Below are 19,617 nucleotides of genomic sequence, written 5' to 3'. Positions count from 1 at the left end.
AGTGGCTACCGGATATTCCTGACATGACTCACTCGTCATTGGTTCCGGCCCGGCCGAGGGCACCATGAGCTCCATCGTCACGTTGTCCGGCGCGGTCGCGGGTGCCCTCTTGTTGCTCACTGCCGGCATCCTTCACGTTCGTGCACCCCGCGAGTTCCGGGCAGCCCTCGCCGGGCACCGCATCCTTCCCTTCCGCTGGCAGCGGACGACGGCGAGACTGCTACCGGCCGTCGAGATCATCGTGGGCGCCGTGGCGCTTACGACTATCGTGACTGGGCTTCCGGGGGCCACGCCGGCGCTGGCGGCCCTCTGTTTCGTCTACGCAACATTCACCGCATACAGCTACCTGCTGTTGCGGCGGGGCAATGCCGCAGCCTGCGGCTGCTTTGGCGGACGGGAACCGGTCACCCTCGCCACGGTGCTACGCAACGCCCTGCTCGCGGTGACGGCGGCGGGCAGCCTCATCCCGGCGGTCACCACGCCGACCGGCCCCGCTCTGGCGCTGACACTGGCCGTCGGACTGGTGGTCGCGGTCCTCGGCTGGATGTGGCCCGCCCTGTTTCGACCCTGACCGACGGCAGGCGCGCCGCGCCTGGACGTACGACCGTCCAGGCGCGGCACACATCACAGGGTCTTCTTGCAGATCGACAGGAAGTTCGACCGCTCTCCACAATAATTGGCGTTGGTTCTGCCGTCGGAGCAGCGGTAGCCGCCCCACACCCAGGCGTTACGACCGGTACCGGTCTTGCCGACACAGGTGTAGTGCTCCACCGAGTAGTCCTCGTAGTCGCACCCGGCCTTGAGCGAGTCGTCCCGGTGGAAGCCGGCGCCGTTGCAGTAGCCGCTACTGATGACGCCGCCCGTGCAACTGACGAAGTTGTGCGTTGAGCAGGAGGTCCAGGTGGGGTACGTCGAACTCCAGCCAGCGTGGGCGGAGCGGGCGAACGGCAGCGAACCGATTGCACCGACCCCTATCGCCATCCCGGCCCCCAGCACCGTGCGCAGCAGGCCCCGCCGGGACATGTCGACATCCCGCAGGTAGTTTCCGACTGCCGAAGGATCCGGGTTCTCCGGCGCCCGGTCAGCGTCCGGAATGGTCGTCGTCATGAGGGACATGTTCACTCCCAATTGGTGTTGGCGCGGTCAGGGCCGGGTCCAGGCGACGCCGGACAACCGGTCGAGGAACTGCAGGCGTGGCGTCTCATCGGGGTTGTTCGCCTCAGGATCGACGATTGTCACTGTCGTGGTCGTGGCGTGCAGCAGGAGGGTCCGCGTTCCCTGGTCGGAGACCACCTCCTTGCGCCACACCTCTCCAGAGGCGACCTGGGCGCCGCGGTGCCGGGGCACCAGGTCGACAGCCTGTTCCGCCGGAAGGATGCTCAGGTTGCCCACACCGGGCACGGTCTTGTAGACGCGCTCAGCGAACATCGTCTCCGCCGGGACAGGGCTCGTCCGGACTCGCAGGCCGACCGGCGAATCCTGGAAGGAGAGCCGGTCGAAGCGACGCAGCGCGTCCAGACTGGTGACCTCCGGGTCCTCGATGAAATCGAAGACTTCGTGCCAACGGCCCTGCCAGACCACGATGGTCGAGCCGGTCAGATCGCTTCGTGCGACCAGGAACCGTCCGCCCTGCCCTGACGCCTCCTCGACGATCCGACCCTTGATCACGCGCTCGATGATGCCCTTGCAGTTGCCCGAACGGGCGATCTGTAGCGCACGTTCCTGCAGCGACGGGTTGGTGCCGACGTAGGGTCTATCCAGGCGCAGGCGGAACCCGCACAGCCAGGGCTCGCCCAGGTCGTAATCGGGGGCATCGATGCTGACCACCCCCCCGCTGGGCGCCATGAATCGAGGTAGCGCATCCGGAATGGAGCGCGCCCAATTCGGTGCAACTGTCATCTGACCTTCCTCTCTCTAGACACCGTCTCCGATTGCCCGATGATCCGATCCCGCATGGGACCGCCAATGCGGGCCAGTTCTCGTCACCGACTTAGAGCGGAAGCAGGGCAGCTGCCAGGGCTGCCGTCGACGCCGCCAGGAGCAGGACCCGGATCAATCGGTCGTGACGGGTCAGCGCCTCGTCCCACGCCTCGGCGCCGACATGCCAATGCCGTCCGAGAAACATCCAGGACCGGCCGGCGCCGAACGCGATGCCGGCAGCGAGCCCGGTCCGCCAGTCGGCCAGCAGTAGCAACCCAATCGCGAGCACGTGTGGCAGCCCGGATGTCATGTACGTGCGGACGCCCGTACCCATCTCGAAGCCAAACTGCAGAGGGCCCCAGAACTGACCGTCCCACATGATCGACCGCGGTACCTGACGGGCGTTCTGCGGAAGCGGCAGGCGGTAGAGGCCGAGTTCCTGGAGCGCGACCGCCGCGAACGCGACGGCGAGCAGGGTCGTCGCAATCACCGCCGGTACCAGTGGCCGCAAGAACGCGCCCACGAGGACAGCAAAGAAGGCGGAGGTGAGTCCTCCCAGCAGGAGCCCGGCCGGGAACCACCACTGAGCATTGCCACGCCAGACCGACGTGGTCAGCAGCATCGCTGAGTTGTAGCTTCAAACGGATCCGGAAATCGAGTAACCGGCGGCGAAGGCGAGCGCGATCCAGGCCAACACCATGGGCACGCCAGCCACCACGTCCGCCACGAGGAGCGCGAGTCCGGCGGCGGCGATCAGGGCGGCCGAGCCGGCCGGATGGGTGACCCGGCCGAACACGCGTGTCGCCGACGGGAGCGTCCGCACGACGGCCTACCTCGCCCGGGTCCGGGTGTCGGTGACCCGATCGACGACCGACCTCAGCGCGGCTTCGGATCCGGCGGGCTCGGCCAGCAGGATCTCGCCGTCGCGGTCGACGAGCGCGACGGCGGGTCGCCAGCCCGGATCGAGAATGTGGTAGCCAACACTGTCGGCTAGGTAGCCGACGCCCTCGACGGCCGAGAACTTGTCGCTGCGGGCCGCGCTCAACAGGGTGAACATGATGTCGCCCTGGTGTGCGGCCGCCAGCTCGGCGAATACCGGCGTGACTTCGGCACAGACGGCACAGCCTTCGTCGACGAGCAGGACGAGGCTGAGGTTCTTGTCGCCGGTAGGCAGGATCGTGCCGGGTAGCTGCCGTTGTGGCACCAGACCAGTCCGGTGTCCCTGCAACGTGGCCTGGATGTCCCGGATCTGCCGCAGCACCCCGGCTAGGGCGAAGGCGAGCAACACCAGGACGATCCAAGCCAGGATCACCGCGGCGGTGATCAGGTCCATACCGAACTCCTTCCTGCCGCTTCTTACAAGCAGTTCTGCGTGCAACGACGGTCCCAGGCCAGCGGAGTTCTCGTCACCGGGTGCGCACTGGCAGCAAGATGCATGACAGCTTGTGGACGCCGCGCCTGGTCAGGTTGCTGCCCGGCAGCATGCTGTCGCGCCCTGCGTCGTGACTTCCCCGGCGCCGACAGACAAGACTCCTGTCGCACACCGCACCGGAGGTGCAATCGATGCAGGGGGTCAGATGCCGCGTCAGCGACGCTCGACGGCCGTCCTGTTGATGTTGATCGCCCTGGTGACGCTGCGCATGGACGCCGGCATCGCGAACCGGACCGCCGCCGCCGCGCTCGACGATCCGCCTCCCGGTCCAGACACAACCCGCCTGGAGTTGGTCGACTGGGCCGAGCAACAGCTCGTCGCCGAATGTATGCGCCAGCGCGGTCACCGGTACCACATCCGCTGGCACCGGGCCGCCCAGCCTGCCCCACCTGCAGGTTGGCGTTATGGAAGCGACGACGTGCAGTTGGCGCGCCAGACCGGATACGGCTCAACCCGGTCGCAGCCACGCACAAATGACAGCCCCAACTCCCGCTACCTGGCAGGATTAACTCCCGGGCAGTTGGACGCCTACACCTTCGCCCTACATGGGGGCCGCTCGGATGTCGTGACCGTGGCGCTCTCGGACCAGGGCCGAATGAGCATGAGTCGGCTCGGATGCCTTTCGGCCGCCCGCCGCACCCTCTTCGGCGACTTCGACCGCTGGTTCGAAATCACCACTGTCCTGACCAACCTGCAGGTCGAGTACGTGCCGGCGGTTCTGCAGGACGCGCGGTACCGGATTGCCCTCGCGGACTGGCGGGCGTGCATGCACGACGCCGGAAGACCGTACGACGACCCGTCGGCGGCCCGGCAGGACGCGATGGAGCGACCGCAGTCGGCGGTCGACATCGCCGTCGCCGACGCGACCTGCGCCGCCCGAAGCCAGCTGATCGCCGTGGCCGTCGCCGTCGAGGAGCGCGAGCGCGCCCGGGCGGAGCAGCGGCACCAGGTGGAGCGGCGGGAGCTCGAAGCGATGTACGCCACCGCCGAGGCGTACGCCCAGACCCTCCTGCGCCGGACGCAGGAGCAGGTTTCGCCACGATCGGAAGGAGCTCACGGGTGAGCAGACTGAGAATTGCCGCGGCGGCCGTCCTCGCGACGGCAACCCTGCTGTCCACCAGCACACCTGCCGGCGCCGGACTCCGCATCCGGGTCGCCGACCGCACCTGTCAGACCGGCTACCTGTGTGCCTGGGTCTTCGACAACTTCGCTGGCTCCGGAGTCGGCTTCTACAACACCGAGGCCGACTGGGGCGTCGGCTCGTACAACTACATCAACAACAACTCGTGGTCCTGGGCGAACAGCGGGGTGAACGACGTTTGGATCCACGACGTCCCTGGCAACCAGGACCACCGGGTCGAGGCGTGCCTCCAAAGCGGCGGCTGGTACCAACTCGCCGACCGGTCGCACATGAAGGACAAGACGTCAGCCAACCTGTTCACGCCGAACTGCTGAGCGATCCTGCCCGAAGCCGCTACCCGGGAACGGCTTGCGGCTTCGGGCACGGGACGAGACGAGACGAGACGAAGGGATACGACGATGAGGGGTGGCATCGCCGTCGCCGGCGTCGCCTGTCTGATGCTCGGACTGACATCGTGCACCTCGCCAGCGAAGGTACCGAGCCCGGCGACCGGAGCGACGGTGGGGCGGCATGGTGAGGCGGCCTATCGGGAGGTGCGCCAGCGGGTTCGGGAGGCCGAGGAGGTGAAGGAGCGACTGATCGAGCGGTGCATGACCGATAAGGGCTTCACCGTCCATCACCCGGTCTGGCTCCCCCCGGAGGTTGATCCACTCGCCTATCCGGACGTTGACGCACCGTCCGTCGGGGAGGCCGAGCGGACCGGATACGGGATCGGCCGGGGGCACACGCCGACGTCCGCCAAGGAGGATCTGCCCGGCCTGGCGGAGTGGACCCAGTTGCCGCAGACCGAGCGCGAACGGTACCTCCGGGAGCGGGAGGGTCGCGTGGATGAGTTCGCCCTCGAGGACGGGACGCGGCTGTCGGTCAGTCGAGGCGGTTGCGCCGGCGAGGTGGTTACCTCGCTCTACGGCGATCCGGCGGCCTACGTCCGTCTGCGGTGGCTCACCGACGGCGGAGCAGCCAACCACCTGCGGTTCGCCCTGCGGGACGACCCCCGGGTTCGGGACGCTACCGCTGGTTGGGCCGAGTGCGTCGGCAGCCAGGGATTTCAGGGTGTCTCCGTGCCGGAGGACGCCCAGGAACTGGCCTCCATGGCGTATCTCGGTGGCGAGGGCGCACTGCCGCTGGAACCCACCGCAGCCCGCGAGCGGGAGGTTGCGATCGCGACCGCACACGCCCGTTGCGCCGAGAACGAACGCCTCAACGAGATCAGCCGGGCAGTCTTCGGCGAGCTGCGCGCCAGCTACGTAGTCGAACACGAGACAGAGATCATCGCATACCGGGATCTCATTGTGGCGGGCATCGACCGGGCGCAGCGGCAGTTGCAGACCGGGTGACCGGTGAGTCGTGCGCCCGTCCGCGATGGCCGGTCCGGACCCCGGACCGGCGCCGAGGGTGCCGGAACATTCCGGCAGTCCGCCGACTCAACCTCGGGACGGGCGGACGGCGTTAATACGGGTAGGACGCAGAAGGGGGCAGGATGAGTGATGCGGACAGGTACGCCGGGTTCCGCGAATTCGCCATCGCGCGCGGATCGTCCCTCTCGCGGACCGCCTACCTGCTCGTCGGCGATCACCAGGAGGCGCAGGACCTGCTTCAGGAGGCGCTGGCGAAGACGGCCCGGCACTGGCGTCGGGTGCAGGCCGGCGGCCACCCGGAAGCCTACGTCCGCACGGTGATGCTCAATCAGCTCCGCTCCTGGCGCCGCCGGCGGCGACCTACCGAGGTGACCTCCGAGGCGGTTCCCGACGCGACGTCCGGCGACGACCTCGCCGGCGACACCGCCACGCGGGTCACCGTGGCAGGCGCACTCGCTACCCTGCCCGCGCGCCAGCGGGCGGCGCTATACCTGCGCTTTTACGAGGATCTTTCGGAAGTGGAGACCGCCCGTCAACTGGGGTGCAGCGTCGGCACTGTGAAGCGGCACGTCCACGACGCCCTGGTCCGCCTACGACGGCACATTCCCTCAGCTCCGCCCACCGCGTTCGAAGGCGTCCAGCCGTCGGAGGTTGACCATGTCTGACGCGTTCCGTCGTGTTTACCAAGATCTGGCCGAGCACGGCCGCAACTACGCCGATCCCGACCGGGCGATCGCCGCCGCTCGACGCCGCCGGATGAACCTCACGGTCGGGGTGTCTGCCTGCGCCGGGGTCCTTGCGGTGATGACGGCGGCGGGGGTGGTCATGCAACCGCTCGGGGAGGTCGGCCCGAGCACGCCGGGGTCGACAGCCTCCGGCACGCCGGCCGGCCTCGCACCGCTGGCGGTCAATCCGCTCGCCCCGGCGCCAGCACTGCCGTCCACGGGCGTCGGCCACGCCACTCTCGTCTACGCCACGTGCGCGGCCGGTTGCGCACCACGGCTCCTGCTCCCGGACGGCCAGCAGTTCACACTTCCGGTGGCCAGCCCGATCGGCGTGGCTCTGTCCCCCGACGGACGGTGGTTGGGCTATCCCGACGCAAGCCGGTACTTGGTACGCGACCTGGAAGGCGGGCAAGTCCTGTCGATCGAGCCGAAGTCCACGGGTGGTCGGGTCACCGGACGGGCCTGGTCTCCGGACTCGGGCTGGCTCCTCCTCGACGAATCCGCGTCGGTAGAGGGCGGAGAGTTCGTCCTCGTCCGTCTGAGCTCCGGCACGCAGCGACGGATCATGGGTTCACCAACCGAGGTGATCGGGGTGCTGCGGGGAGGCGAACCGCTGTCCGTCCCGCGCCGGCGGGATCAGACGCGCCTGACCACGCTGACCGTCACCGCCGGCCTGGCGGGCACGTCGCCACCAGTCACGGTCGAGGTCAGGGACCGGATCGGACCCGACGAAACGATCGACCGGTCCGGCATGGTGTATCCGAGCCGCGACAGCCGGCTACGGGTCGTCGTCACAACGATGGACGGTGATCGTCCTACTCGGGTGCTCGATGTCGACCTGAGCGGTCGGATCCAATCCGAGCAGCAGGTACCGATGGACTCCGGCCGCTGGTACGTCATCGGCTCCGACGGCGAGCGGATCTTCCTCGGCCGACAGATCAATCTGAGCTCGGACGGCCCTCGGACGATCGTGCTGTCGATGGACGGCCTTAACTTGCGTGAGGTGGCCACCCTCCCACAGGACGCCATCGTGGTGATGCCCGGCGGACGCACCGGCTGACCCGACCTCGGCTGCGGTACCGCACCTGCGCGGCCATCGGCACCGGTGTTCAGATGCGTGTCGGCGGGAAGCGGCCGCCAGGTCTCTACCTGCGGAAACGCTCCGGCGCGGGCATTGCCGGAGCGCATCCGTAGAGTACTCACATCTCGGTGCCGCACCAATCACTCCGCCGGATAAAAATACGTCAACATCAGTGCTTTGGCCTGCGCAGACGTAGCCTCTCAGTCCTTCAGGAGCTGCCTCGCCATGACGATTCGCTGCACCTGGTTCGTTCCTTCGTAGATCTGGGTGATCAACGAGGGACTGGCTTCTGAGCTGGTAAAACTCTGCCGTCCGCCGCGTGCCCCAGGATTTCCCCAGAGTGCGTGTAGGCCCGGAACGGAGAAACTTGCTTACTGTGCGCGACCTCGGTGCCCAGTCAACGACCCGCAAGGTGCAGTACCGACTGAAACTAGGTGGGGTCTCCCGAGCAGAACCGCGCCACCTTCTGGGACAGTAGACAGAACGCGCCACTACCTAACGTCACGACATTTGGAACACGACTATAAGGGACGCGTGGTAGTCGGGATGCTCGCCCGGCCCGAGAACCGGGCGCAGCCACCCGCGCCATCGCGCTGGGCTACCCACTCAGGAGTTGTGATCCTCGCCCGGTGTCCGGGGACCGGGCACAGCTGGCGCAGCGCGCCGGCTGGTCTGCGCGCGGTTGCGGCCGTTGCGATCCTCGCCCGGTCCGAGAACCGGGCGCAGCGTGGTCGCCGTTGGACGCGGAGATGTCGTTGTTGGAGTTCCGATCCTCGCCTAGCGGAGGTCGTGCGCAGCTAGCCCTCAGCATGGAACCTTAGGCGGGCAATCCGAACGGCGGGTCTTGAGGCCGGGCGCGAGTCTGGCTTTCGGCCTGGCTCGTGGGGTCGGCCAGCGGATGCCGAATTTAGGGAGTGCGCGACCGGCCGGCTTGGCGACCCCAGAGACCGGGCCTAGCGATCCGTACGGCAACCCGTGCGCCCTGGGCGAGGAGCAACGCTCCTCCACCGTCTTTCGGCGTCAAGCCCCCATCCGCTGTCGCACGAGGCGACGACCTACTTGTCGGTTCCGCCTGAAAACTGACCCCGTGGTTCCGGCTGAATTTTGACCCCTTCCGGAAGCATCGGGAGGTGCTGAGCGTGGAGGACTGGGCGGAGATCCGTCGGTTGCACCGGGCGGAGCAGATGGCGATCAAGGCCATCTGCCGCCGGCTGGGGGTCTCGCGGAACACGGTGCGCAAGGCCTTGGCCAGTCATGAGCCGCCCCGCTATCAGCGGGTAGCGAAGGGCTCGATCGTGGATGCGGTCGAGCCGCAGATCAGGGCGTTGTTGACGGAGTTCCCGGACATGCCCACGACGGTGATCATGGAGCGGGTCGGGTGGACCCGCGGCAAGACGGTGTTCGCCGACCGGGTGCAGCAGCTGCGGCCGTTGTTCCGGCGCCCGGACCCGGCCCAGCGGACGGAGTATCTGCCGGGAGAGCTGGCGCAGTGTGATCTGTGGTTCCCGTCGGCGGACGTGCCGTTGGGCTTCGGGCAGGTCGGCCGGCCACCGGTGCTGGTGATGGTCTCGGGGTATTCGCGGTGGCTGTCAGCGGTGATGATCCCGACCAGGCAGTCACCGGACCTGCTGGTCGGGCACTGGACGCTGATCTCCGGCTGGGGGCGGGTGCCAAAGGCTCTGGTGTGGGACAACGAGTCTGCCATCGGGCAGTGGCGGGCCGGCAGGCCTCAGCTGACCGAGGCGATGAACGCCTTCCGCGGCACCCTCGGCATCAAGGTGATCCAGTGCCGGCCGGCGGACCCGGAGGCCAAGGGCCTGGTCGAGCGGGCCAACGGCTATCTGGAGACCTCATTCCTGCCCGGCCGCCGCTTCACCTCACCCGGCGACTTCAACGCCCAGCTCACCGAGTGGCTGGTGCGGGCGAACAACCGCCAACACCGGATGCTGGGCTGCCGCCCGCTGGACCGGTGGGACGCCGACCGGCAAGCGATGCTGCCACTGCCACCGGTGGCGCCGGTGGTCGGGTGGCGGCAGGCCACTCGGCTGCCTCGCGATCACTATGTTCGCTTGGACGGCAACGACTACTCGGTGCACCCGTCGGTGGTCGGCCGGCGGGTCGAGGTCACCGCCGACGGCAACCACGTGACGGTGCTCTGCGACGGCCGACCCGCAGCCCGACACGACCGCTGCTGGGCGAAGCATCAGAGCATCACCGACCCCGCCCACCGCAGGGCCGCCGCGGACCTGCGCGTCGCCGCCCAACGCACCCCGACGACCGCCGTCGACGCCCAGGTCGAACGCCGGCCGTTGAGCGACTACGACCGCATGTTCGGCCTCGATGAGGTGGCTGCGTGATGGCCACCAAGACCAGCCGCAACGTCGCATCCGAGATCGCGTTCCTCACCCGGGCCCTCAAGGCGCCGTCGCTGGCTGCCTCCGTCGAGCGCCTGGCGGAGCGGGCCAGAACCGAGTCCTGGACGCACGAGGAGTTCCTCGCCGCCTGCCTGCAACGCGAAGTCGCCGCCCGTGAAGCCCACGGCGGTGAGGGACGCATCCGGGCAGCGAGGTTCCCGGCCCGCAAAAGCCTGGAGGAGTTCGACTTCGAACACCAACGCTCTCTGAAGCGGGAGACGATCGCTCACCTCGGCACGCTCGACTTCGTCGCGTCGAAGGAGAACGTGGTGTTCCTCGGCCCGCCCGGCACCGGCAAGACCCACCTGTCCATCGGCCTCGGTATCCGGGCCTGCCAGGCCGGACACCGGGTCGCGTTCGCCACCGCCGCCCAATGGGTGTCCCGCCTCGCCGACGCCCACCACGCCGGCCGGCTCCAGGACGAGCTAGTCAAACTCGGCCGGATCCCGCTGCTGATCGTCGACGAGGTCGGCTACATCCCCTTCGAAGCAGAAGCCGCGAACCTGTTCTTCCAGCTCGTCTCCAACCGCTACGAACGCGCCTCGCTGATCGTCACCAGCAACAAGCCCTTCGGACGGTGGGGCGAAGTGTTCGGCGACGACGTGGTCGCCGCCGCCATGATCGACCGCCTCGTCCACCACGCCGAAGTCATCTCGATGAAGGGCGACAGCTACCGGCTCAAGGACCGCGACCTCGGCCGCGTCCCCGCAGCCACCAAGACCAACGACTGAACATCAACAACCAGCGAGGGGGTCAACATTCGGCCGGAGCAGAGGGGTCAAAGTTCAGCCGGCGTTGACATGCTCAATCCTGACCAGTAGGTGATCAGGCACCCGCTCACCGTGATGCGTCACCTACGCATTGTGTCCCCGTGGTCGCTGGAACGCTCAGTTCGGCAAGTGGTGTGTCGACGGGTAGGCCGGATAGCCAGTAGCCGGTGGGTTCGTCCTGGTCAGCCCGGTCACGAAGTCCTCCAGCCGTGTCCGCACCCGTGTGAGTCCTCGCTCGTCCACGGACGCGAGCCAAACACAACCCCAAAAGCCCCACAAGACCAGAACAACCTAACTAAGCACTACTAGACCGGCGGGAACACCGTGCCGGCCGTCGCCCGCCTCGTCCAGGCCGATGAGACACGATCCGACAGTTCATCCACCGGTTCAACGAGATGGGGATAGCCAGCCTGGCAGCGGGTGCTAGCGCTCGACGAGTTCGGGCCTCTGGCGGTCCGCCCGCTGGCCGGCGCAGGCCGGGCACCCGCACCGCCTGCCCGCGAACTACCAGAAGCTGCACGAGGTACGGCAGTTCCGTGGCTGCTACTTCGCTGGTGACGACCAGTTCTAGGGCGTCGTCGCAGGCGCAACAGCGCCGCGAACACACTCGCCGCACTCAAGTCGATACGCGCAGCACATCCGCACGAAGCACCGATCTACGTGATCCTGGACAACCTAGGCGGGCCAAGGCATCAAGATCCGCAGGTGGGCGGCCCGGAACATCGTGGAACTCTGCTTCACCCCGACCTACGCCTCCTGGGCCAACCCGATCGAGGCCCAGTTTGGGCCGCTACGTGCCTTCGTCATCGCGGGCTCCAACCACCCGAACCACCCCACACTGACCCAGCGGCTGCAGAAATCTACGTTGAGGCTGTAATGCCGGAGCAGTTGGTGCCATGAGTGGTGGTAGGGCTACCGGAAGGAGTCGTGTGGGGGCGGATCAGGAGCAGGTCGTGTTCGAGCGCATGTTCGCGGCGAGTTATCACCTGGTGCTGCGCTACTGCTACCGCCGTCTCGGCGATATGGAATCCGCACGGGAGTTGGCGCAAGAGACGTTCGTGGTGGCGTGGCGCCGGCGTCGTGATGTACCAGCGATGGCGATGCCGTGGTTGTACGGAATCGCTCGGCGAGTACTCGCTGATCATTGGCGGGCCGGGCGGACCCGCCCGGTGACTGTGCCGATGGCCGACAGTTTCGACGTCGGCGACTGCGACGAATCGTTCGAGGCGGTGACATTGGCGCAGGACCTGCGGCGGGCGTTCGCTCAGCTGTCCGAATCGGATCGCGAGGCGCTGCGACTAGTGACGTGGGAGAACCTAGACATGGAGGGAGTGGCGCGAGCACTGGGGTGCAATCGCGCGGCAGCGGCTGTTCGGGTGTTTCGGGCCCGCAAGCGACTGGCCCGCTTATTGGAGGCGCCCCCGGCGGGGGCGCCGATGAAGGGAACATCCCCTACATCGGTACGTGGAGGTGTGCGATGAATAGGGTTCCAAGCATGCTCAGGCATCTAGACCCGGCGCAGGAGATCGACCAGTGGCCAGCGGCTCCGCGGGTGGAATGGGCCACGGTGGCCGGTGGACCCCGGTCACAAGACGATCGGCGTATATGGAGACGCCGCACGGTACTGGGTGCGGCGGTGACGGGTGCGGCAGCGATCGCCGCAGCCGCCGTGATGGTGCAGGTCGCCGGTCCGTCGGCGCCGGTGTACGCAGCGACGCCGCCACCGCTACCGCTTGAATACGAGACCGGAGCACCGCCAGCTCGCAACGCCCTGCTTCAGCTTGCTAACGACATCCAGAATGCTCCCGATGCGAATGAGCGGGCCGGGCGGTTCAGCTTTGTCCGGGTCGGGCAGTGGTCGCTGGACATGGCCTCGGGTAGCGGCAGCACGACGGTATCGGTTGTCCCGCAGGTGATTTCGACATGGCGGGCACCTGACGGGTCGGGCAAGATCTCCACGGTCAGTCTGGACCGATCCGATATCGGGCAGCGACCAGATGCCGACGCGGTCGTCGCAGCAGCATCGCGGGGTGCTGCTGAGGTGGAAATGTACTCCGCCGGGGAGTTGGCGGCCGTTATCCCCGATCCGGTTCCTGACGATGTTAATGCTCTCGAGAAGGCTTTATACGCCCACCAGCCTCGCGCTAATGGGCCCGAGTCCGCACTTCGCGCGGTCGCGGACCTGTACCGCGGCACCGCCGTTGACCGGGAGGTCCGGGTAGCAGCGCTCCGGTTCCTTGCCCGCACGGACGGGGTGTTACTGCGCGGCAGAGTCACCGACCGGCTCGGACGCAAAGGATTGGCAGTAAGCGTGGACTCAAAGAGAGATGGTACTCGGGATTTGCTAGTTATTGACCAGGAAACCGGGTGGCTGCTCGCCTCCGAGTCGGTGTTCCTCCGGCGTCCTGAGCGGCTCCAGGTACGCGTACCCGCCGTGTTCTCCTACACGCTATACCTGGAGCTCGGTCGCCGAGCAACCATGTCTTAACAAGGAGAACGACGGGGTGTCCCGCAACCTCGGGGCACCCCACTCCTCCTCTTCCTGGCAGTAGGGGGCTTAGTACTCCCACGTCACTTGGCCTTGGCGTTGGTCGTGGCGCGGGCATGAAGACGGCCACTGCGCTGATCATCGATGTTTGTGAGGACAACCGAGAATCGTGCGGCGGCCGAGTGCCACAGCGTAGACCTTGGCTATTGGCGGATCATTCTGGACGAGGCGGTGACGCGCGTCGCTGACCGGTTCGTGCGGGCGGAGCCCCGTCGGCCTGCGTGGCAGTTCGTGGAAGGGCTGCTGTCGGCTGTGGAACGCAAGATCTGCTGGCCCCCTCGCGGAACGGGGAGGCCACGCTGATCCGCAGACGATGCAGCGGCTGCTACGCACGGCGGTGTGGGACGCCGACGCCGTCCGCGACGACGTTCGGGCCTGGCTGATCGAGCAGCTCGGGCACCCCGACGCGGTGCTGGCCTGCGACGAGACCGGTTTCTTGAAGAAGGGTCTGTGCTCGGTCGGGGTGCAGCGGCAGTACACCGGCACAGCCGGTCGCGTCGAGAACAGCGAGTTCGGGGTGTTCCTCGCCTACGTCGCGCCTCTGGCGAGCGATGATCGACCGCCGGCTTTACCTACCCGTGACGACCGGGTGCGCCACAGCCCGAGCGTCTCACCGCCGCCGGCGTCCCGGACGATGCGGGGTTCGCCACGAAGCCGGCCCTGGCCCGGCAGATGATCGCCGCCGCGGTGGATGCCGAAATCCCGTTCGCGTGGCGGACCGGCAACGAGGTCTACGGCACCGACCCCGGCCTGCGCGCCGACCTCGAACACTGTGGGATCGGTTACGCGCTGGCCTTCGGCTGCGACCGACGCGTGACGGTCAACGACGGCCGCAGCCTCATGCGCGTCGACGAACTCGCCGAGCGGATACCACCCGCGAATGGGAGCCCCACATCTGCGGGCCGGACGCGAAAGGTCCCCGCGACTACCTGTGGGCCTGGATCACCACGGCCACCCACCTGGTGAGCACCGGTGGCTGCTCATCCGCCGCACATCGGCGAGCTGGCCTTCTATCGGTGCTGGTCACCCCGCCCAGGGCCGCTGCACATCCTCGTGACCGTCGCCGGTTCCCGCTGGAACATCGAAGAGCTGTTCCAGACCGGCAAAGGCCAGGTCGGCCTGGACCACTACCAGGTCCGCAGTTGGACCGGCTGGCACCGCTCCATGACGGTGGCCATGCTCGCCCTGGCCGTCCTGACCATCCTCGCCGCCCAACAGCCCGACACCGACCCGAAGATCGTCGCGCTGACCATCGCCGAGACCCGCCGATTCCTCAACGCCTTCATCCTCGCCACATCGTTGCTACCGGAGCACACTTTGCCCTGGTCGATCTGGCGACGAACATCCCAAGCCCGCGCCCGCCGATCCCACAATCCTGGCTGGAACAGTAGTGTTGACAGGTGCCGGGACGGCGCAAGCCGCACCTTCACCTGGCCCGCAGGAACGGGTTAATGGCGAGCGCTACATCACCACGAAGGTCAACGGCAAGGAAACTCGCTACCTAGCGCCAGCTCGGAACGATAGGGAGCTGCAAGCTCAGATTGACGCCTACCTCAAGCGGGCTCCCAGCGGGAAGCAGATCCAGAAGAACCAGATCGCGTACAACGGCGGCAAGTTCATCGTCACTTTTGCCCTCCCAGGGCAGGTTGAGGGAACGGATCCGAATCGCGTCGTCAGTGATGACTTTTCCACGCTGAGCACCAAGTGCGATCGGCATTGGTTCTGCTTCTTTGATGGAGCCAACTACGTCTATCCTCGCGGCCAACTGAGCGACTGTGGATGGCAAGACCTAAATGACTTCGGCTGGATTGACCGGACTGAATCGGTTGCCCAGAACCTCGTCGTGGGATGGGTTCAGTATCTGAACCACACCACCGGGGGGCACGAAAACGACGTAACGCTCTTCTGGACGGATACGAACGCGGACCAGCGCAGCACTGTCCCGTATCCGAACATGGCGGACCACGTCAGATATAACTGCTAACAGGCCCTCACGAACAAGGCGTCCCGCCGGCTGGCGGCCACACCGGCGCCGAGCACACCCCCGGGTGTGCCAGCTGTGGTCCCAGCCGGCGAGTCGACCACGTTGAGCCCGCCGCCGGGCAGATACCCACGTCGCCGGGCGCGGCTGTCGCGTGAACGTGCCCGACCGACCGGGTAGCGCTTGGCGCGAGAGGCGTGCCGGTCCGGCGGCGCTGCCGGAGTGCCTACTGCTATTCCGGGTCCGATTGAGCCGCGGGTCTGCGGTCGTAGTCCAGCCTCTTGTCCAGGTCGAGCTTGAACGTGCCGTGCAGCCCGACGCTGGATCAGAACAGCGGTGTCAGCCCGCGCCGGTCGTGCTCGGTGAGCGACCGTGCAGGTGTTGACCAGCACGAGCGCGGACTAAAGCAGGTGGAGGGCGAGCACGGAAATCTTCTGCGCTTCCCCGTCGGCGCCGGACAGGTCGGCTTCGCGATCATGTGGATGGCTACGATCGCCCGCCAAGTTCCACTGCTCGACGACCTGGAGCCCTTCGTGGATCTCAGGGCGCGGACCCGGGTCGGCGAGGTAGTCGGCGATGAACGCCGTACGGACGCCCGGCCCAGCTCCTCGATTGCAGGGATGGTGGGTTGCTTCGCCACCGCGGCCTCAGGATCGAGGTCGAATGCTTCGACCAGCCTGGCGGCTGCCTTGTGGCGCGCAGCGATCGGGGCGAGTTCCGCCAGCTTCCCCAAATGGCGGTGCGGATCGTGGTCGTGGACGGCGACCGACTCGTCGGTTGTCGTGGTCATCTCAATGCCGCCCGGCGGTCGCACGGTTCACCTCGGCTCACCGCTGCCTCCTGCGCCAGCCCCTTCGCCGTTTGTGAGCTACGAGGGTCGTCCGGCGCCGCCGACCCGGCCCGCCTGCCTTTCGTGCCGCCCCGCCGCCAGGCGTCGCTCAGTCGATCACAGCACTTTGGCGAAGCCTGCCGCTCCCTGTCGGCGAAGGTTGACGCCTGCGCGCAGGGACGCCTGCCACGACATCTGCCCATTCGGCGATTCGGCGATTCGGCGGACACTCCTCGCTTCAGACCCGGCATGGCGCACATCGCCCACCACTCTCACTCTAGGTGACCGCCGCTCCGATCCACACCAAGCAGCCCATCGATCGAGCTCAAGCGCATCCTTCGATGAACCAACCCGCGTTCCAGCGGGGCACGACGGTCCACCATGTAAACCATCCATGCAGATAGGCCGATAGAGTTCCCCGGGATTTCCCCAGAACGCCAACCGAAAGCGTTCTGGGGCGACCGAAAATATCCCGCAAAGTAACCGATCAGTCACGCTTCGCTACCGCACTGATAGACTCGGCTACACCCACTCTGAGCTGCTGAAACGGCCCCGGATCAGCCCTTCAGGAGCTCCCGCGCCATGACGATCCGCTGCACCTGGTTCGTCCCTTCGTAGATCTGGGTGATCTTGGCGTCCCGCATCATCCGCTCGACCGGGTAGTCCCGGGTGTAGCCGTAGCCACCGAGCAACTGCACCGCGTCGGTGGTGATCTCCATGGCAGCGTCCGAGGCGAAGCACTTGGCCGCCGCGCCGAAGTAGGTGAGGTCCGCGTCGCCCCGCTCGGACCTGCCGGCGGCCGCGTACGTGAGCTGGCGGGCCGCCTCCAGCTTCATCCCCATGTCGGCGAGCATGAACTGGACGCCCTGGAACTCGGCGACCGCCTTACCGAACTGTCGGCGCTCCGTCACGTACCCCTTGGCGTAGTCGAGCGCGCCCTGGGCGATCCCGACAGCCTGGGCGGCGATGGTGACGCGGGTGTGGTCCAGGGTCTTCATCGCGGTGGCGAAGCCGGTGCCCTCGGCGCCGATCATCCGGTCGGCCGGGATCCGCACGTTGTCGAGGTAGACCTCGCGGGTCGGCGAGCCCTTGATGCCGAGCTTCTTCTCCGGCGCGCCGAAGCTCACCCCGGCGTCGGACTTCTCGACCACGAAGGCCGAGATGCCCCTGGACCGCGCGGACGGGTCCGTGACGGCGAAGACGGTGTAGAACTCGGACACCCCGGCGTTGGTGATCCAACGCTTCACCCCGTTGAGCACCCAGTGATCCCCGTCACGCACCGCCCGGGTGGTCATCGACGCCGCGTCGCTACCCGCCTCGGGCTCGGAGAGGCAGTACGAGAACATGGCCTCGCCCGCCGCCACCGGCGTCAGATAGCGGCGCTTGATCTCCTCGGAACCGGACAACAGCAGCGGCATCGTGCCGAGCTTGTTCACCGCCGGGATCAGCGAGGAGGACGCGCAGGCACGGGCGACCTCCTCGATCACGATGGCGGTGGCCAGCGCGTCAGCGCCCGCGCCGCCGTACTCCTCGGGGATGTGGGGAGCGTGGAAGTCGGCCGCGCGCAGCGCGTCGTAGGACGCCTTGGGGAACTCCCCGGTCTCGTCGGCCTCGGCGGCGTGCGGGGCGACCTTCGCCGTGCAGACCTCCCGGACCGCCTCCCGGATCGCCAGATGCTCATCGGGCAACCGGTAGACGTCGAACGACTCCCCTGCGGCCATGTCGGCCCCTCCCCTTCACCGCTATCATGCGCAGTCTGTGACGACTCCTGACCGCCGACCGCGCAGACTGAAGACTAGCGACTGCAGTTCAGGAGATGTTACCGGCGCGTAGGCATGGGCATGAGGGTGCACCCACGCCGCTGGGCGATGATGGAGACCAGACAGTGAGCCACCCCTCCGGTGCCCCGCCCAGGCGCCGCAGCAGAATGCGACGCGACGAGACGACGCGACGCCAGTGCGAGCGGAGAAGACAGGCGTGACGATCCCCTATCCCACCATCCAGCCGACCCCCGCCATCGCCGCGGTGACACCGCCCTCGGGCGCACCTCGGCCGCGGGTGACGTTCCTGGGGACCGGCTACCTCGGTGCGACGTACGCCATCTGCTACGCCGAACTGGGCTACGACGTGCTCGGGTTCGACGTCGACGCGGACAAGATCGCGATGTTGAACGCCGGTCAGGTGCCGATCCACGAGCCCGGCCTGGACGAGCTGCTCCGGCGCAACCTCGCCGCCGGACGCCTGCGCTTCAGCACCGACATCGCCGAGACCGCCGAGTTCGGTGACGTGCACTTCATCTGCGTCGGCACCCCCCAGCGGGCCGACGGGATGGGCGCCGACCTGTCGTACGTCGAGGCGTCCGTCACCGGCCTCGCCCAGCACCTGACCCGCAAGGCACTGATCGTCGGCAAGTCCACCGTGCCGGTGGGCACGGCCGAGTGGGTGGAGCAGCTCGTCGGCAAGCACACTCCCGACGACCTCGGCGTCGAGGTGGCCTGGAGCCCCGAGTTCCTCCAGGAGGGCTTCGCCGTCGACGACGTCCTGCGCCCCAACCGGATCGTGGTGGGCGTGAAGAGCGAGTGGGCCAACGGCATGCTCTACGCCGCGCACAAGGGCGTGTTCGACCTGGCCGCCACCGAGGACCGCGAGGTGCCCCTGGTGGTCACCGACTTCGCCACCGCCGAGCTGGTCAAGGTCGCCGCGAACGCCTTCCTGGCCACCAAGATCTCCTTCATCAACGCGATGGCCGAGGTGTGCGAGGCGTCCGGCGGCGACGTCACCCAACTGGCCCGCGCGATCGGCTACGACCCGCGTATCGGCAACCGATTCCTCCAGGCCGGTCTCGGCTTCGGCGGCGCTTGCCTGCCCAAGGACATCCGGGCGTTCCAGGCCCGGGCCCAGGAGTTGGGCGCCGGCGAGGCGCTGCGTTTCCTGCACGAGGTCGACCTGATCAACCTGCGTCGCCGTACCCGGGTGCTGAACCTCGCCGCGGATCTGCTCGGCCGCCGCTCCGGCCCGGCCGGGCCGGACCTCTCCGGCACCCGCATCGCCGTGCTCGGCGCCACCTTCAAGCCCAACACCGACGACGTCCGCGACGCCCCGGCGCTCGCCGTCGCCGCGCTGCTGCACAAGGCCGGGGCCGACGTGCACGTGTACGACCCGCAGGGCACCGACAACGCCCGCCGCGCGGTCCCCGAGCTGACCTACGAGACGGGCATCAACGAGGCGGTCACCGACGCCGACCTGGTCTGCGTCCTCACCGAGTGGGCCGACTTCCGTAACGCCGACCCGGTCGCCCTCGGTGAACTGGTCAACGGCCGCAAGGTGGTCGACGGCCGCAACTGCCTCGATTCGGCACTGTGGACCCAGGCCGGCTGGGAGTACCGGGGCATGGGCCGCCCCTGACCGGACGACCTCC

20 protein-coding genes and 2 pseudogenes are annotated in these 19,617 nt (G+C 67.6%); 16 read left to right on the top strand and 6 right to left on the bottom strand.

All coding sequences use genetic code 11. The features are described 5' to 3' along the window. Positions 1-64 precede the first annotated feature (64 nt). Complete coding sequence (locus O7616_RS09670) at positions 65-571, top strand: MauE/DoxX family redox-associated membrane protein (RefSeq protein ID WP_282306479.1); 507 nt, start codon at positions 65-67, stop codon at positions 569-571. Positions 572-624: 53 nt separating this feature from the next. Here O7616_RS09670 and O7616_RS09665 read toward each other — a convergent pair whose 3' ends face one another. From O7616_RS09665 to O7616_RS09645, 5 genes are all read right to left on the bottom strand, one after another. Further along, positions 625-1,107 carry a hypothetical protein gene (locus O7616_RS09665; protein ID WP_282306478.1) on the bottom strand — a complete coding sequence of 161 codons (483 nt, stop codon included), beginning with the start codon at positions 1,105-1,107 and terminating at the stop codon, positions 625-627. A 36-nt stretch (positions 1,108-1,143) separates the two neighbouring features. Continuing rightward, a complete protein-coding gene (locus O7616_RS09660) occupies positions 1,144-1,899 on the bottom strand; it encodes a hypothetical protein (protein WP_282306477.1) in 756 nt (251 codons plus the stop codon). A 91-nt stretch (positions 1,900-1,990) separates the two neighbouring features. Further along, positions 1,991-2,542 (bottom strand): hypothetical protein, encoded by a 552-nt coding sequence (locus tag O7616_RS09655; protein WP_282306476.1) that lies wholly within the window; start codon positions 2,540-2,542, stop codon positions 1,991-1,993. A 15-nt stretch (positions 2,543-2,557) separates the two neighbouring features. Next, positions 2,558-2,716, bottom strand: a complete 159-nt coding sequence (locus O7616_RS09650; protein ID WP_282306475.1) for a hypothetical protein — start codon at positions 2,714-2,716, stop codon at positions 2,558-2,560. A 33-nt stretch (positions 2,717-2,749) separates the two neighbouring features. Next, positions 2,750-3,298: a hypothetical protein gene (locus tag O7616_RS09645; RefSeq protein WP_282306474.1), complete on the bottom strand. Its 549-nt coding sequence runs from the start codon at positions 3,296-3,298 to the stop codon at positions 2,750-2,752. Positions 3,299-3,497: 199 nt separating this feature from the next. Here O7616_RS09645 and O7616_RS09640 point away from each other — a divergent pair, with 199 nt between their 5' ends. The 14 genes and pseudogenes from O7616_RS09640 (at position 3,498) to O7616_RS09580 (ending at position 15,373) form a co-directional block, all read left to right on the top strand. Next, on the top strand, positions 3,498-4,415 hold the full coding sequence (locus O7616_RS09640; RefSeq protein WP_282306473.1) for a hypothetical protein: 918 nt from the start codon (positions 3,498-3,500) through the stop codon (positions 4,413-4,415). Next, a complete protein-coding gene (locus O7616_RS09635; RefSeq protein ID WP_282306472.1) occupies positions 4,412-4,807 on the top strand; it encodes a peptidase inhibitor family I36 protein in 396 nt (131 codons plus the stop codon). Before O7616_RS09640 ends, O7616_RS09635 begins: the two co-directional genes overlap by 4 nt. An 84-nt stretch (positions 4,808-4,891) precedes the next feature. Continuing rightward, positions 4,892-5,830, top strand: a complete 939-nt coding sequence (locus tag O7616_RS09630) for a hypothetical protein (RefSeq protein WP_282306471.1) — start codon at positions 4,892-4,894, stop codon at positions 5,828-5,830. A 143-nt stretch (positions 5,831-5,973) separates the two neighbouring features. Then, positions 5,974-6,516, top strand: a complete 543-nt coding sequence (locus O7616_RS09625) for a SigE family RNA polymerase sigma factor (RefSeq protein WP_282306470.1) — start codon at positions 5,974-5,976, stop codon at positions 6,514-6,516. Positions 6,517-6,889: 373 nt separating this feature from the next. Continuing rightward, positions 6,890-7,636: a hypothetical protein gene (locus O7616_RS09620; protein WP_282306469.1), complete on the top strand. Its 747-nt coding sequence runs from the start codon at positions 6,890-6,892 to the stop codon at positions 7,634-7,636. A 1,151-nt stretch (positions 7,637-8,787) separates the two neighbouring features. Next, positions 8,788-10,014, top strand: a complete 1,227-nt coding sequence (gene istA / locus O7616_RS09615; RefSeq protein ID WP_282302844.1) for an IS21 family transposase — start codon at positions 8,788-8,790, stop codon at positions 10,012-10,014. Then, the gene (gene istB, locus O7616_RS09610) at positions 10,014-10,802 is read left to right on the top strand and encodes an IS21-like element helper ATPase IstB (protein ID WP_282302843.1); all 789 of its coding nucleotides are present in this window, start codon (positions 10,014-10,016) and stop codon (positions 10,800-10,802) included. The genes istA and istB overlap by 1 nt, the downstream gene beginning before the upstream one ends. Before the next feature lie 465 nt (positions 10,803-11,267). Continuing rightward, positions 11,268-11,700, top strand: a pseudogene (locus tag O7616_RS31150) (transposase); the annotation flags it as partial. A gap of 94 nt (positions 11,701-11,794) precedes the next feature. Beyond that, positions 11,795-12,322 (top strand): RNA polymerase sigma factor, encoded by a 528-nt coding sequence (locus O7616_RS09605; RefSeq protein ID WP_282306468.1) that lies wholly within the window; start codon positions 11,795-11,797, stop codon positions 12,320-12,322. After that, on the top strand, positions 12,319-13,329 hold the full coding sequence (locus O7616_RS09600) for a CU044_5270 family protein (RefSeq protein ID WP_348773860.1): 1,011 nt from the start codon (positions 12,319-12,321) through the stop codon (positions 13,327-13,329). Before O7616_RS09605 ends, O7616_RS09600 begins: the two co-directional genes overlap by 4 nt. A gap of 373 nt (positions 13,330-13,702) precedes the next feature. Next, a complete protein-coding gene (locus tag O7616_RS09595; RefSeq protein ID WP_282306465.1) occupies positions 13,703-14,065 on the top strand; it encodes a transposase in 363 nt (120 codons plus the stop codon). Further along, positions 14,044-14,355, top strand: a pseudogene (locus tag O7616_RS09590) (hypothetical protein); the annotation flags it as partial. The gene O7616_RS09595 and the pseudogene O7616_RS09590, both read left to right, overlap by 22 nt. Before the next feature lie 6 nt (positions 14,356-14,361). Continuing rightward, positions 14,362-14,841 carry a hypothetical protein gene (locus O7616_RS09585; protein ID WP_282306464.1) on the top strand — a complete coding sequence of 160 codons (480 nt, stop codon included), beginning with the start codon at positions 14,362-14,364 and terminating at the stop codon, positions 14,839-14,841. After that, positions 14,780-15,373: a hypothetical protein gene (locus O7616_RS09580; RefSeq protein WP_282306463.1), complete on the top strand. Its 594-nt coding sequence runs from the start codon at positions 14,780-14,782 to the stop codon at positions 15,371-15,373. Before O7616_RS09585 ends, O7616_RS09580 begins: the two co-directional genes overlap by 62 nt. Before the next feature lie 1,383 nt (positions 15,374-16,756). Here the strand turns inward: O7616_RS09580 and O7616_RS09575 are convergent. After that, positions 16,757-17,920 carry an acyl-CoA dehydrogenase family protein gene (locus tag O7616_RS09575; RefSeq protein ID WP_282306462.1) on the bottom strand — a complete coding sequence of 388 codons (1,164 nt, stop codon included), beginning with the start codon at positions 17,918-17,920 and terminating at the stop codon, positions 16,757-16,759. A 256-nt stretch (positions 17,921-18,176) separates the two neighbouring features. On the opposite strand from O7616_RS09575, the gene O7616_RS09570 reads away from it, so the two are divergent. Continuing rightward, the gene (locus O7616_RS09570) at positions 18,177-19,604 is read left to right on the top strand and encodes a UDP-glucose/GDP-mannose dehydrogenase family protein (protein WP_282306461.1); all 1,428 of its coding nucleotides are present in this window, start codon (positions 18,177-18,179) and stop codon (positions 19,602-19,604) included. Positions 19,605-19,617: the final 13 nt, after the last annotated feature.

It is taken from the genome of Micromonospora sp. WMMD964 (assembly GCF_029581455.1).
Taxonomy (GTDB): domain Bacteria; phylum Actinomycetota; class Actinomycetes; order Mycobacteriales; family Micromonosporaceae; genus Micromonospora.
Note: the sequence above shows the minus strand (reverse complement) of the source record. Positions and strands in the feature narration are given on the sequence as shown.